This is a genomic window from Streptomyces sp. CA-250714 (assembly GCF_050936705.1).
GTDB lineage: Bacteria > Actinomycetota > Actinomycetes > Streptomycetales > Streptomycetaceae > Streptomyces.
Map to the genome: position 1 here is coordinate 2,131,640 of NZ_JBNJMI010000001.1, position 13,603 is coordinate 2,145,242.

Sequence of the window (13,603 nt, forward strand, 5' to 3'; positions counted from 1 at the left end):
GCGAGCCCGACCAGCGGACACGGGTCGAACCGGAAGTCACCGGTCCGCCCGGAAGCCGGCGCCGCGCGGCCGTGCTCCGGCGGGTTGTCGGAAAGCGTGGGTCCGCCCCGCTGGCACGAGGCCCATCCGCAGGCGGAAGCCGCCTCCGCAGCCCGGAGCCCCGACCTGCGGCGCAAGCCCGACCCGCTGATACGAGTCCGGCCCGAGGCGGGCCCCGTCGGGCCGCACGTTGCGGTCACCTTCCGCGGACCGGAACCGGAACCGGGGCCGGGGCGGAGCCGGAGCCGGAGCCGGAGCCGCTGACAGGAACCGGACCGAGGGCGTGGAGTCCCCGGCAAGCCCGGTCCGCCTCGACCCGTCTCGCGGGGCCGGGCAACGACCCGGCAGGACCGACCCGCACCGCCCTCCAGGGGCTGCGCCTGCCACCCACCCGGGGCGCGAACCGCCGGGCGAGCGCCACCGAGGCGGCCGGACACGGAAGCCGACCTGCCCGGAGCGCGCCCGCGCCGGTCAGTGCTCGCGAGGGGCGGGAACCACATGGTCCGCCCCGCCGGCGGCACCGGCACCGCCCGGCTGACCCGGCTGGCCCGCCCCGGCGGGCACCCCGTGGCTTCCCGGCTGTGCGGCCTGCGCGGGCTGCGTCGCCTGAGCCGGCTGACCGGAAGCGGCCGGAGCGGGTGCGCCCTGCGCGGGCTGCGCGGCGGCCACCGACTCGGCGTGCCCGCTCAGCACCTGCCGCATGGCGGCCTCGGCGACGGCCGCCTCACCCGCGACGAGCGCGTCGACGACCCGCCGATGGTGCGCGACGGCGTTCTCCGTCGGGGCCTCGCAGCAGGCGGTCGGCCCGCCCGAGACCTGGAGCGCGGAGGATACGATGCCGGAGAGGTGCTCCAGCATCCGGTTGCCCGCGGCCTGAAGGATCAGCCCGTGGAACTCGGCGTCGGCGCGCGAGAACGTGAGCGTGTCGCCCTGAGCATGAGCATGGCTCATGATCTCTACCATGTCGCCGAGGCGCTGGTGTACGTCGTCGTGGCTCTGTCCAGCGGCGAGGCGGGCCGCGAGGGGCTCGATGGCCCAGCGCAGCTCGCAGAGCTCGCGTCGCTGCCCCTCCCGCTGAGGGCCGAAGGCCCGCCATTCGATGATGTCGGGGTCGAGCAGGTTCCAGTCGCTGACGGGCCGGACCCGGGTGCCGACGTTGGGGCGCGCGCTCACGAGCCCCTTGGCCTCGAGGACGCGCAGGGATTCACGTACGACCGTACGCGAGACCTCGAAGCGCTGGCCGATCTCCTCCGGGACGAGCGGACGGTCGGCGCCCAGGTCCCCCGAGACGATCATCTGGCCCAGCTGCTGGACGAGTTGGCCGTGCAGGCCCCTGCCTCGGCTACCGGACGCACGTCGGCCCACTCGGTTCATCTCAGCCTCGGAACCCTCCCACGCCGAGGCGTTGGTTGTGGTACGCGCCGTTCCCGTGGACTCGGCGTATGCGTAGCGGTCGAGCTCGCCCGGGCCTGCGAGGCCGGTGTCGACGGGGCGAGCCGCGGTCATCATGGAGTGCGCAAGGGTAGTCACGACCCTTGTGTCGGCCGAGGTCAGGACTGTCTTGAGGGCTTTGGTGAAAAGCACACGAAAGGGTGATCGCTGACTTCCTTACAATTGACGCCTTATCGGAAAGAGCGGACCACATCATTGGTGGTCAGAGCCATCTGCCGCCCTTGAGTGCCGGATTGGCACAGTCGGCATGTGAACAACTGGCGGATTTGCGGCGGTTCCGGCGCGCGGCAGCCCAATCCCGCCCCGTCGTACGACTGTCCGCGGCCCGCGCCCGCCGCCTTCTCCTGCCGGTTACCGCTGTCTCGGCCGACCTCGCAGGGACGTGAGGGCGTAGGCACAGAACAGGGCGGTCACCGACAACGCGAGGGCCCGGCCCACCGGTTGAGACACGACCCCCATCGCCACGGCACCGGACTGCTCCGCCGCCGAAGGCCAGGGAAAGAGCAGCACCGAGCGCAGGCGCTCCGGCAGCCCCTCCAACGACTCGCCCCCGGAACCGACCGCCGCCTTCCGTACCAGTGGCGCCACCAGCGCAGGCACAGCCACAACTGCCGCCACACCCAGCGCGGTCGACCGGAACACTCCGGCGGCCAACAGCCCTGCCCAGGCACATCCGACACAGAGCGCGAGTACCGCCATCACCTGCACCCCCAGCGAGGGCACCATGGCCCCGGCTCCGGCCCCACCGGGAACGGAGAAGCTGGTCAGACTGGCGAAATCAAACGTGTGCTCGGGGAAGGACCGCGCCAGGCTGTCCGCTCCGTAGAACAGGGTGAGTGCCGCCGCGTTGCAGACCACGGTCGCCAGGCACAGGGCCACCCCCATCCCAGCCGTCACCACGAGCTTGGCCACCAGCAGCCCGAGTCTGCGCGGCACCGGCACCTGCGCCGGTACGAGCGCCGGGTACCGGAACTCCTCCCCGAACGCCATGGCTCCCATCAGCCCCGCCACGACCGCCGCTGGCGGCACGAAGAACGGCGACCCCGGCGGCCACCCGGTGAGCAGCTTCAGACCAGCTGCGCTACCCGTCGCGGCGTCGGCCGGGACTCCCGCGCCCGTTCCGGCCACCACGAGCGAGATTGCCAGCCCGGACACCAGTGCCAGCGTGATCAGCACCCACGGCGTCCGCACACCGAACAACCGCAGCAGTTCGTATCGGAGCGGCGCCACCGGCCCCGGCCTGCGCACCACAGGCAATTCCGGAAGGCCGCTCCCCGCCTTGCGCTTCGCTCCCTCGCTCCTGCCCACGCCTACAAGGGAGGCAGCGCCCCGCAACCGAAAACGACCTGTCGCGGCATTCCTCTCCCGGCGGCCACGGGTCTGGGTCGCCTCCGCGCTGCTCCTGGTCTCCCTCCCCGACGAGACGGAAGCGGCGTTCCCGGTTGCAGCAGTGGCCGAAGCAGGAACACCGGAGACGCTGGCCCCGGGGGCCGACTTTTTCACTGCCGGTCCTGCGTCCACGGCCGGAGCCGCAGCTGGACCCGAAGCCGGGCCTGACCCCCCCGAGGCCGGGGACGGATTCGGAGCTGGTGGCTCGGGCGCCTGGTCAGCACCGAACCGAGCGGTCCCACCCGAAGACCGGCTCGGTGACCGCTGCGACCGACGCCCCGGGCCCCCCGGAGAACCCCCTGCGACGGTCTCCGATTTCTCGTGCCCCACCGGAACGAGTGCCCCCTCCGGCATCTCGCTGCCTTCGACCGTCGGCCCCGGCTCCTGCCCCTGCGCGGGCCGGCCCTCCACGGCTGGGTGCGCTCCCGCCCCGCCCGGCCCCGCCTCGGCGCCCCGCTCACCACCCGCATCGGAGGCGGGAACGACGCCTGCGCCGGTTCCGGCCTTCGGGTCCACCTCTGCTGCGGCTGTGCTGCCCCGCGCCGGTGTCGCGCTCCCCGGCTTGTAGCTGCCGGGAGCAGGAACGGAGGCCTGCCCGGCCGCTGCGACGTCCCCGTCTCCCTCCCGCGCTGCGGAATCCCCGCGCACCGCCTGACCCACATCGTCCACATAACAGACCCCCATGCCTGCCCCCTTCGCCTCTTCCCCCGTGCTCTCGGCGGTGGCAACAGCCGCCGAGCTCCCCGCGTCTCGTCGGGGAGGTCTTCCGTCCGCCCGGTCCAGCGGCCCCGGCCGGGTGCTGTCCCCGGCGTCCCCGATCTCCTCCGTCAGCCTGTGCACGAGGATCCCGTGCCGATAGGCGGACTCCCCCACCGCTGCGCAATTGCTCCCGTAGACCGAGACCCGGCTGCCTCCCTCGCACACCACCTCGACGGCCCCGCGTCCGCTGTCCGTCCGCTCCGCGCTCCGCGCCTCCTGAGAGAGCACGGCCGCGAACCGTTCCGCGTGCGGTGTCCTGACCGCCACCCGAGGACGGAGCCTGGTCCGGGAGAAGTCGGCGGCCTCCTGATCGGCCACGAGCCGACCTCGGTCGATCGACACCACCCGGTCCGCGAGCCGCGCCGTCTCCTTCGGGTCCCGCGAGGTGAGGAGCACCAGTCCGCCCTGCTCCGCGTATCCACGCAGCAACCCGTACAACCAGCTGGCCTCTCGCGGCGACAGCCCACGAGTCGGTTCGTCCAGCACCAGCGTGTGCGGGTCTCCCAGCAACGCCGCCGCCATCCCGAGCCTGCGGTCCATCCCGAGCGAGAAGTCACCGAGCCGCTGGTCCGCCAACCCGCTGAGCCCGACCACGTCCAAGACCTCGTCCGCCCGCTCGATCGGCACCCCCGCCACCGCGGTCAGCATGCGCAGATGGCCCCGAGCAGTCCGGGCCGGGTGGCCGGGGACATCGCCGAGCAGCACTCCGATCTCCCGAGCAGGATGCGGGATCCGCTGCACCGGACGCCCCCGGAACAGCGCCACGCCGCGCCCCGGAACGAGTTGCAGCATCAGCCGCAGAGCCTCGCTCTTGCCCGAACCAGCCGGGCCCAGCAACACCGTGACCTGGCCGGAGCGCGCCTCGAAGGTGAGGTCGTCGACACGCGGCAGGCGCTTGCGCCGGACCGCACTGGTCAGTCCGATGGCCTGAATCATCGCTTCTCCCGCAGAACGCGTGGCGGACGCACCTCTGCAAGATAACGCGACATTTCCGACTTTCCAGGTAGCCGCTCGGCCAGCCCCGCCCTGGAAGCAGGGTCAAACCGCGACTGCCCTTCCGGCCTCAGACCTCGGGGCGCAGCATGGGCGGATTGAGTAGCGTGGCCCCTCCAGCACGGAACAACTGGGCCGGCCGACCGCCCTGACGGGTCGTCGTTCCACCGGTCGGCACCAGGAACCCGGGCGTTCCCGTGACCTTACGGTGAAAGTTCCGCGGATCGAGCGCCACGCCCCACACTGCTTCGTAGACCCGCCGCAGCTCCCCCACAGTGAACTCGGGCGGGCAGAAGGCGGTGGCGAGCGAGGAATATTCGATCTTGGATCGCGCCCGTTCCACCCCGTCCCGCAGGATCTGGTCGTGGTCGAAAGCGAGCGGCACCTGCTGCTCGGCCTCCCACCCTGCCCCGTCGCCCGCGCCGAGAAGCGTGTCCGTCGGCGCCCATCGGGCACCACGTGCGTCTCCGCCCGCGGTGGGCGAGGGCAGGTCCGGCGCGAGGACGAGGTAGGCGACGCTGACCACTCGCATCCTGGGATCTCGCTGAGGTGCGCCGTAGGTGGCGAGCTGCTCCAGATGCGCCCCCGCATCCTGGTCCTCGAGGGCCTGCGAGCGCAGTCCGGTCTCCTCGGTGAGCTCGCGTGCCGCCGCGGCCTCCAAGTCCTCGTCGCCTCGCACGAAACCGCCAGGCAGTGCCCACCGGCCCTGATACGGCGGCTCCCCGCGACGTACGACCAGGGCATAGAGCGCATCCTTGCGCACGGTGAGTACCACGAGGTCGACGGTGACGGCGAAAGGCGGGAAGGCCGACGGATCATAGGGCATGGCGTGATCATAGTCGTCTCCTTGACGATAAACAGTCCGTTCCGCGGTACCACTCGCGCCTCTTCGTCATCGGCCGAAGCACGTCGGACGCACCCTCACACAGCGGCATCGCCCTCTGTCCCGCCCGGCTGCTCACCATCTCCGTCGGCCTGTTCTGTTCCCGATTCATTCCTCAAGCAGTGGCGCACCTGTTTGGGGTCGAGCCCCTCGTTGCAGGCGTGGTGCAGGAGTTGGGCGAAGAGGTAGTCGGGGTCGGTCCGCAGAGCGAGGCCGAGCGCCACCCGCGCTGTCGGCACGTCGCCTCCTGACCAGGCGACCCAGCCGGCCAGTGTGAGCAGGGCCGCTGCGTATGCGATGTAGGGACCCGCACAGCGCCGGGCCAGTGCCCGCCAGAGCCGGAGGGCCGGTGCTACATCCGCCCCATCCATCCACTCGGCCGCCTCGTCGCGGGTCTCCCGGTCCTGGAGGCCGAGGATCGCCGTGGCGGCTTCGTCATGACTGAGCAGGCCGTCGTCGTGCGCGTCCTGGCTGGTCTGCGTCGCCGCCGTAGGAGAGCACCGCTGGAAGCGCTCCATCAGCCGGCCGAGGAGGGCCAAGGTCTCGGTCCGCACCTGTTCCCGGCCTTCGGAGGACAGCATGCGGGGAGTGAGCTCCGCGCTCACGCTGTCCAGGACACGAGTCTGTTCCTCGGCGAACGGTGGCCCCAGCGGAAGCAGACGCCTCTCCATCTCGCGCAGTGAGCCGTGCATCGGCACGCCTGCATACGCGGCCGCGACGGCCATCGCCGAGGTACTGGCCTCTGCCAAGGGGACGCCCTCAGGCGGGCAGCAGCGTGAATCGGGACAGCAGTAGGAGAAGTACCTGCCGTCCGAGAGACACAGGGCTTCGTAGACGGGGATCTCCAGGTTTCCGCAGGCGCGGCGCAACTCTTGTACCAACGGGCGCAGCCGCTGCATGACGTCCCTACCGGTGTGGCCTTCCCCCGGCTCCTGGCAAAGGAAGATCAAGGCACCGTCAGGGCGGGCGCCCCGGGCTCGCGAGCTCGAGTCCAGGCATTCGGCGATCTGCGGGGCGAAGGCCGGCCAGCCGCTCTCGGCGTCGGGGATACCGATCCTGAGGCGCCCGCCGAACCGTCCACGCTCGCCGTGGAGCGCGACGACCACGAGCGAGTCGTCCGGATAGAAGCCGAGCAGGTAGGGCAGGGCCTCGGCGAGTTCGGCGGGATCTCGCAGGGACACGCTTGCCTGCGGGGCGGGGGTTGGGTCCTGGGAGGTCGCGTCCTGGGAACGGGGAGGAATCGGTTCGTTGCCGCGGGGTTCGCGGTCGTGCTGTGTCATGCCTCGACGGTCGCGCGAATCGGGAATGCGAGGTCGTCAGTTATCCACAGCGAACCCGACTCGTGTGCTTGTCATATTAATTCCGGGTTTTCCACAGGCCGGGTCTGCGGATGTCGGAAGCATCGGGTTGCATGGACGCATGAGTGACACACAGCTGCGGCAAGAGGCCGACTTGGTGCTCGCCGACCTCGTCGGCGACCGCGATGGTACGGCCAGGCTGCGCGCCGACCAGTGGCGGGCCATCGAGGCGCTGGTCGCGGAGCGGAGAAGGGCGCTGGTTGTGCAGCGCACCGGCTGGGGCAAGTCGGCGGTCTACTTCGTGGCGACCGCTCTCCTGCGCAAGCGCGGGTCGGGGCCGACGGTGATCGTCTCGCCGTTGCTGGCACTGATGCGCAACCAGGTGGAGGCCGCCGCACGCGCCGGAATCCAAGCCCGCACGATCAATTCCGCGAATCCGGAGGACTGGCGGACCATCGAAGAGGAGGTCGCTGCGGGAAGAGTCGACGTGCTGCTGGTCAGTCCGGAGCGCCTCAACAACCCGGATTTCCGCGATCACGTGCTGCCCAGCCTCACCGCGTCCACGGGCCTGCTCGTCGTGGACGAGGCACACTGCATTTCCGACTGGGGGCACGACTTCCGCCCGGACTACCGGAGGTTGCGCACCATGCTTGCCGAACTGCCGACGGGCGTTCCGGTGCTGGCCACCACCGCCACGGCCAACGCACGCGTCACGGCGGACGTGGCCGACCAGCTCGGCACCGGAGGCACGGCGGACGGCGGTGGCCCAGCCGACTCGGCCCGAGCGCTGGTGCTCCGCGGCTCCCTGGACAGAGAGAGCCTGAGCCTCAACGTCCTGCGGCTGCCCGATGCTCCGCACCGTCTCGCCTGGCTGGGAGAACACCTCAAATCCCTGCCGGGTTCGGGCATCATCTACACCCTCACCGTGGCCGCCGCCACAGAGGTGGCGGCCTTCCTCCGCCAGTGCGGACACGAGGTGACCTCTTATACGGGCAAGACGGAGAACGCCGACCGCGAAGCCGCAGAAGCCGATCTCCTCGCCAACCGTGTGAAGGCTCTGGTAGCGACCTCGGCGCTGGGCATGGGCTTCGACAAGCCGGATCTCGGCTTCGTCGTCCACCTCGGCTCGCCCTCCTCCCCCATCGCCTACTACCAGCAGGTCGGCCGGGCGGGCCGCGGTGTGGACCATGCGGAAGTGCTGCTGCTGCCCGGCCAGGAGGACGAAGCGATCTGGCGCTACTTCGCATCGCTGGCCTTCCCCCCGGAGGAGCAGGTGCGGCGCACCCTCGATGTGCTGGCCTCCTCGGACGGCCCGATGTCGCTGGCTGCCCTGGAGCCTCGTGTGGAGCTGCGCCGTTCCCGGCTGGAGATGATGCTGAAGGTTCTCGATGTGGACGGAGCCGTGCAGCGGGTCAAGGGCGGCTGGATCGCCACGGGCCGACCGTGGCACTACGAGGCCGACCGGTACGAGTGGGTCGAACGGCAACGCCAGGCCGAGCAGCGGTCGATGCGCGGCTATGCCGAGACGACGGAGTGCCGGATGGAATACCTGCGGCGCGAACTTGACGACGAAGAAGCGGCGCCTTGCGGAAGGTGTGACAACTGCGCCGGCAACAGATTCAGTCCACAGGTCGACGAGTCCCTCATCGTGGCAGCCCGCGGCGAGCTGCGCAGGCCCGGGGTGCGGATCGAGCCCCGGAAGATGTGGCCCACCGGCATGAAGGCCGTTGGCCTGGATCTCAAAGGACGGATCCCCGAGCAGCAGCAGGCGTCGCCCGGGCGGGCCCTCGGGCGGCTGTCCGACATCGGCTGGGGGAACCGGCTGCGTCCGCTGCTGTCGGCGCAGGGAGGGGACGGACCGGTCCCGGACGATGTACTGCACGGCGCGGTGACCGTGCTTTCGGACTGGGCCAAGGGACCCGGCGGCTGGGCCTCGGGGGCACCTGAGGCATCCGAGCGGCCGGCGGGCATCGTGGCGGTCGAGTCCCGCACCCGCCCACAACTGGTGCGGTCGTTCGCTGAGCGGATTGCCGACATCGGCCGCATCCCGTTGCTCGGTGCGGTGGCGTGCGCCGACGAATTCGGGGTGATGAACGCGGCACGCAGCAACGGAGCACAGCGTCTGCGCGCGGTCCACGAGACGCTGGCGCTGCCGCCGGAGCTGGCCGAGTCCCTCCCCATGCTGGAGGGCCCCGTCCTGCTGGTGGACGACTACACCGACACGGGCTGGACGCTCGCAGTAGCCGCGCGGATGCTCCGCCGAGCCGGCGCCAAGGAGGTGCTGCCGCTGGTTCTCGCATCCCAGACCTGACCGGACGGCACAACTGACCCCCGGAGAGTGCCGCAGTACCCCAACAGACCATCGTGATCACGGCGTTGCAACAAAGGAGGTGACTCCAGCCCGCTCGGGGACCTGGTGCCGGGCGCTTCCGTCACCGTTCGGCGCACCGCCTCCGCTCGGGGCGCCCCCCCACTCGGATCTCGCCCTCCGGGCTCGGCCCCATCGAGTCAGCGCCGCGTCGCGGCCAGCACCTGCCTAGGCGAGGGCATGGTCAGAGCAGGGCGCGCACGCGCTCGGGGTCGCCGCAGACGATGAGCTGTTCGGTGGCCTTGTCCAGGGCCGCGGGCAGTGCTGCTGCCGCCTCCGGGTCGGTACCGCCGTTGACGGCCAGCAGCACGACAGGGCGCTGGGTGGTGCGGGTCACGACGGAGGCGTGGGCGCAGAAGACGTCCTCGGCGTCGGCGAGTTGGCGCCAGTACGAGTCCTCGCCGAAGGAGAGCTCATGCTCCGCCCAGGGGTGCTGGCCACCGGTGGTCAGGAGCAGGATCTCGCCGGGCGCCCGGCCCTCGTCGAGGAGCTTGTCGACGGTCTCGTCGGCAACCTCCACCGCGGTCGCGTCGGTCGCGGCGATCAGCTGGATCCGGGCAGTGGTGGCCGGAGAGGAGGGCTTGGCCGAGCCCGGCGGATTCGCCTGGCGAGGGCCGCCGGGGCGGCCGGGAGTGCTGGGGCCTTTGCCGGCGCCGCGCGGTGGTGTGGGGCGCGATGCTTGGCGAGGGCCGGGAATAGGGGCTGCGGTGCGGGATGCCTGCGGAGTTCGGGATGCTCCCGCTGATGCGCGGGCGCCCGGGACGCTCTCGTAAATCTGTGGCTCCTCGGGAGTGAGAGGCATGAGGTGTTGTCTATCAAATGAAGGAAACAGACGTGTCAGCGGGTACGGGTTACGCGGGTATTCCCGCGGCGGAGTTCCGGTACTTCGTGACGGCGCCGTCCAACAGTTCCGGTTCAGAAGAGGCCGATCTGTTCTGTGGGCTCGCTCCGGATGCGCTTGAGGTGCTTCCAACGGGTCAGGGCATCCATAAACGCCCAGGACAGCCGGTGATGCGGGGTGGGGCCAATCTTTTCCAGGGCCGCCTTGTGCACCGGTGAGGGGTATCCGGCGTTGTCCTCGAATCCGAACTCTGCGTGCTCGGGGGCGAGTTCGGCCATCAGGGCATCGCGGCGGACCTTGGCGATGACGGAGGCGGCGGCGACGGCGACGCACGACTGGTCGCCCTTGATGACGGTACGCACGCGCCAGGGCGCTCCGAGGTAGTCGTGCTTGCCGTCCAGGATCACGGCGTCGGGGCGTTGGGGCAGGCCATCCAGGGCGCGGACGGCGGCGAGCCGGAGGGCGGCGGTCATGCCGAGTTCGTCGATCTCGTCTGGCGTGGAGTGACCGAGAGAGTAGGCGGTGACCCAACTGATCAGTTCTTCGGCGAGCTCGCTGCGGCGGGGCTCGGGGATGAGTTTGGAATCGGTGAGGCCGGCGGGAGGACGACGCAGACCTGTGATCGCGGCGCAGACCGTGACGGGTCCCGCCCAGGCTCCACGGCCGACCTCATCCACCCCGGCGACAATCTTGGCACCGGTGGTGGCGCGGAGCGAGCGCTCGACGCGATGGGTTGGAGACTCGTACGGCATGGCAATAACTAGCGTATCCGCTGTGGGGGCGGGGAGTTCAGGGGAGTCCGCAGAAGACGGTGAATGAGTCGGGACAAGGCAGCGTTGATCGCGGAAGGGGGTGAATTGGTGACGGAGAGTCCGCGAAATGGAGCGCGCTCTCTCGACTTCCGGCTCGGGGTAGCTCAGCGCACCGCGTCGAGGAGCCAGGTGGGAAATGGCTCGGTGCGTTCCTGCCATTCCTCGGGTGGAGCCGAACCGGGTCCTGCGGCCGCCACGATCCCGCCGACGATGGCGCAGGTGGTGTCCACGTCGCCACCGGCGCTCGCGGTGGTCCAGAAGGCCGCGCGGTAGTCGCCCAGATTCCGGGCGGCGGCCCAGAGCGTGAACGGCACCGTGTCCTGTGTGCTGGTGCGACGGCCGCAGCCGAGGACCGCCGCGACAGTGCCGACGTCGGCGTAGTCCAGCAGATCGGCGGCGCGGCGCAGCCCGGCTTGTACGGCGCTGCGGGGGACGAGTTCCTGGACGCGGGCCAGGAGTGTCTCGGGGGTAAGTGGCGCGGTCGGCCCGCCATCGGCCTCGTCCGGGCCTCGGCCCGGACGGTCGCCCGCGGTCCCGCCTCCCCGCCCACCGGTGGCACCGCTTCCGCCGGCAGCTCCGCTCCGTGCGCGGTCGCCGGAACCGCCGACCGTACCGACGCCGGGATCTCCAACCGCACCGGGGCCGGGGCCGTCGACCGTACCGGCGCCGACCTCCGGGGCTCCTGCCGCTGCCTCGTCCGGGCCGTCGTCCAGGCAGTCGGCCGGGCGCTCGGGGGCCTCGGGGCGGCCGGGTTCCGTAGCGGCGACGAGGGCCGTGGCTGCGGCGACAGCGCGGGTGCCGGCGACGGCTTCGGGGTGTCGGTGGGTGACCTCGGCGGAGCGTTCGGCTTCGTCGGCTGCGCGCTCCGGGTCGTCGGCGAACCAGGCGCCGAGCGGGGCCACCCGCATGGCGCCGCCGTTCCCCCAGGAGCCTTGGCCCTCGAAGAGGGAAGCGGCCAACTGGCGCCAGTCGCCGCCCTCCTGGCGGATGAGCCGCAGCATCCGGTTCACCGCGGGGCCGTAGCCGCGGTCGAAGTCGTGGTGCTCGGCGAACGAGGCGGCCAGCGCGTCCTGGTCGATATGACCGTGCGCCGCGAGCACGGCCACCACGGAGGCGGCCATTTCGGTGTCGTCGGTCCACTGCCAGTGGCCGGGCGGCAGCTCCCGGCGGCGCAGAGAGGAGAGGTTGGTGGGGACGAAGAATTGGGAGCCGAGGGCATCGCCCACGGCCAGGCCGCGCAGGCTGGCGAGGGCACGGGAGACCCGCTCAGCGCGGGCAGGGACGGAGGCAGGGAATCGAGCGCTCATGTTCCGACGATGTTAGCGGCGGCTTCCGTAGGGACGGGGGGTCTGCCAGCGTTCGAATGGCTGGTCGAGGTGGTAGCGGCCGTCGGGGCCGAGGAGGAGGGCGCGGGTCTCACCGTTGCGTGGGTTGGAGAGGCACTCGAACTCCTCCACGGTCCAGTGGAACCAGCGCATGCAGAACAGCCGCATGGTGAGCCCGTGTGTGACCAGCAGTACGTTCGGCGGGTTGTCGGGCGCATCGAAGCTGCGCCACAGGCTCTCCAGAAAGGCGCCGACCCGGTCGTAGACGTCGGCGCCGGACTCGCCCTGGGCGAAGCGGTAGAAGAAGTGGCCGTATGCGTCGCGGTACTTCTTCTGCTGCCGTACGTCCTCCCGGTCCTGCCAGTTCCCCCAGTCCTGTTCGCGCAGCCTGGGCTCCTCGCGCACTCGCATCTGCTCGGGGCCAATGGCGAGGGCGGCGAGGGTCTCGCGGGTGCGACGGTAGGGCGACACGTAGGCGGAGACGCGCTCGTCGCCGAAGACCTCGCGGAGTCGCTTGCCTGCCTCCTCGGCCTGACGCAGCCCGCGCTCGGTCAGTGGCAGTGCGTGATCAGGCACGCGCTCGTAGATGCTGTCGTCGGCGTTTCCTTCCGACTCTCCATGGCGGAGCAGGACGATACGGCGAGGACGTGCCATGAGCTCCACCCTAGGTCAGACGGTCCAGGACGGCTCCAGATCGATCACGTCCCCGGTGACGTGGGTGATGTCGGCGCCGGTCTGGGCTCGCAACGCCAACCGCTCCACGCGCTCCACCCGATACTTTCCGTATTCGGCGGTGGAGTCCCACATCGAGAGGACCAGGAACTCGTCCTCCGTGTTCGCCTGAGCGAAGACGCCGCGCAGCATCCCGGGGGAACCGGCCATCGCCGGGTTCCACACCTTTTCCTGCATCAGCGTGTAGTGCTCGATCCGGTCGGGGCGCACCCGGCAGTGGGCCACGCGCAGCAGGTCCGCGTCCGCGAAGACGGGACGGAAGCCGGTCTTCACGTCGAAGCGGTATTCGAAGAGCCTGACCTGCATCTCCTTGTATGTGCCGAGTTGGGCGGCGTGCAGCCGGTCGTGGGAGCGTGCCATGAAGGAGTCGTAGAAGGCGCGGCTCTCCCAGAAGCCGAAGAGGTGGACGACTCCTTCCCGGGACCGGCTCCATCCGCCGCCCTGCCCCCGGAAACCGGGCTCGCCGAGCAGCCCTGCCCATTTCCGCTGTGCCCGTGCGAACCCCGGGCGGTCGACGACGGTGCAGCGCATCCACTTGACCAGCACCGCGCTATCGTACGGCCATCTCAGCGACCCCCTACCCCGGTCGAGGGCACCCCCGTGCCTCGTACTGATGTGCCCGCTTTCCGACGCGCCTCGCCTGGTCACCTTCGGATACGGCCCCCCGGCCGTGGTCTCCCCCGGCACGACCACTGCTCCTCCGGTTCCCCCC

At 70.8% G+C, this 13,603-nt stretch carries 10 protein-coding genes; 1 reads left to right on the plus strand and 9 read right to left on the minus strand.

All coding sequences use genetic code 11. The features are described 5' to 3' along the window. Positions 1 to 510: 510 nt before the first annotated feature. From ACQEU8_RS09360 to ACQEU8_RS09375, 4 genes are all read right to left on the minus strand, one after another. Positions 511 to 1,548, minus strand: coding sequence for a FadR/GntR family transcriptional regulator (locus tag ACQEU8_RS09360; RefSeq protein ID WP_433102266.1), 1,038 nt, complete (start codon positions 1,546 to 1,548; stop codon positions 511 to 513). Between the two features lie 294 nt (positions 1,549 to 1,842). After that, positions 1,843 to 4,575, minus strand: coding sequence for an ABC transporter ATP-binding protein (locus ACQEU8_RS09365; RefSeq protein ID WP_433098781.1), 2,733 nt, complete (start codon positions 4,573 to 4,575; stop codon positions 1,843 to 1,845). 127 nt (positions 4,576 to 4,702) lie between these two features. Further along, entirely contained in the window at positions 4,703 to 5,458 is a 756-nt protein-coding gene (locus tag ACQEU8_RS09370; RefSeq protein ID WP_433098783.1) for an NUDIX hydrolase, read from the minus strand. 95 nt (positions 5,459 to 5,553) lie between these two features. Then, positions 5,554 to 6,795, minus strand: coding sequence for a DUF4192 domain-containing protein (locus ACQEU8_RS09375; RefSeq protein WP_433098785.1), 1,242 nt, complete (start codon positions 6,793 to 6,795; stop codon positions 5,554 to 5,556). 139 nt (positions 6,796 to 6,934) lie between these two features. Here ACQEU8_RS09375 and ACQEU8_RS09380 point away from each other — a divergent pair, with 139 nt between their 5' ends. Next, complete coding sequence (locus ACQEU8_RS09380; RefSeq protein WP_433098787.1) at positions 6,935 to 9,124, plus strand: DEAD/DEAH box helicase; 2,190 nt, start codon at positions 6,935 to 6,937, stop codon at positions 9,122 to 9,124. A gap of 241 nt (positions 9,125 to 9,365) precedes the next feature. Here ACQEU8_RS09380 and ACQEU8_RS09385 read toward each other — a convergent pair whose 3' ends face one another. The 5 genes from ACQEU8_RS09385 to ACQEU8_RS09405 all read right to left on the minus strand — a co-directional run bounded on the left by ACQEU8_RS09385 (position 9,366) and on the right by ACQEU8_RS09405 (position 13,437). Then, a complete protein-coding gene (locus ACQEU8_RS09385; RefSeq protein ID WP_433098789.1) occupies positions 9,366 to 9,983 on the minus strand; it encodes a hypothetical protein in 618 nt (205 codons plus the stop codon). Between the two features lie 113 nt (positions 9,984 to 10,096). Continuing rightward, positions 10,097 to 10,774, minus strand: a complete 678-nt coding sequence (locus ACQEU8_RS09390) for a ribonuclease HII (protein WP_433098791.1) — start codon at positions 10,772 to 10,774, stop codon at positions 10,097 to 10,099. 164 nt (positions 10,775 to 10,938) lie between these two features. Continuing rightward, the gene (locus tag ACQEU8_RS09395) at positions 10,939 to 12,141 is read right to left on the minus strand and encodes an ADP-ribosylglycohydrolase family protein (RefSeq protein WP_433098793.1); all 1,203 of its coding nucleotides are present in this window, start codon (positions 12,139 to 12,141) and stop codon (positions 10,939 to 10,941) included. A gap of 12 nt (positions 12,142 to 12,153) precedes the next feature. Next, the gene (locus ACQEU8_RS09400) at positions 12,154 to 12,813 is read right to left on the minus strand and encodes a histidine phosphatase family protein (protein WP_433098795.1); all 660 of its coding nucleotides are present in this window, start codon (positions 12,811 to 12,813) and stop codon (positions 12,154 to 12,156) included. A gap of 15 nt (positions 12,814 to 12,828) precedes the next feature. Then, positions 12,829 to 13,437 (minus strand): YdbC family protein, encoded by a 609-nt coding sequence (locus ACQEU8_RS09405; protein ID WP_433098797.1) that lies wholly within the window; start codon positions 13,435 to 13,437, stop codon positions 12,829 to 12,831. Positions 13,438 to 13,603 lie beyond the last annotated feature (166 nt).

Excerpts from the sequence above, each read along its gene's own strand:
- ACQEU8_RS09360 (WP_433102266.1), bottom strand. The coding sequence starts at position 1,548 with ATGATGACCGCGGCTCGCCCCGTCGACACCGGCCTCGCAGGCCCGGGC.
- ACQEU8_RS09365 (WP_433098781.1), bottom strand. The coding sequence starts at position 4,575 with ATGATTCAGGCCATCGGACTGACCAGTGCGGTCCGGCGCAAGCGCCTG.
- ACQEU8_RS09370 (WP_433098783.1), bottom strand. The coding sequence starts at position 5,458 with ATGCCCTATGATCCGTCGGCCTTCCCGCCTTTCGCCGTCACCGTCGAC.
- ACQEU8_RS09375 (WP_433098785.1), bottom strand. The coding sequence starts at position 6,795 with ATGACACAGCACGACCGCGAACCCCGCGGCAACGAACCGATTCCTCCC.
- ACQEU8_RS09380 (WP_433098787.1), top strand. The coding sequence starts at position 6,935 with ATGAGTGACACACAGCTGCGGCAAGAGGCCGACTTGGTGCTCGCCGAC.
- ACQEU8_RS09385 (WP_433098789.1), bottom strand. The coding sequence starts at position 9,983 with ATGCCTCTCACTCCCGAGGAGCCACAGATTTACGAGAGCGTCCCGGGC.
- ACQEU8_RS09390 (WP_433098791.1), bottom strand. The coding sequence starts at position 10,774 with ATGCCGTACGAGTCTCCAACCCATCGCGTCGAGCGCTCGCTCCGCGCC.
- ACQEU8_RS09395 (WP_433098793.1), bottom strand. The coding sequence starts at position 12,141 with ATGAGCGCTCGATTCCCTGCCTCCGTCCCTGCCCGCGCTGAGCGGGTC.
- ACQEU8_RS09400 (WP_433098795.1), bottom strand. The coding sequence starts at position 12,813 with ATGGCACGTCCTCGCCGTATCGTCCTGCTCCGCCATGGAGAGTCGGAA.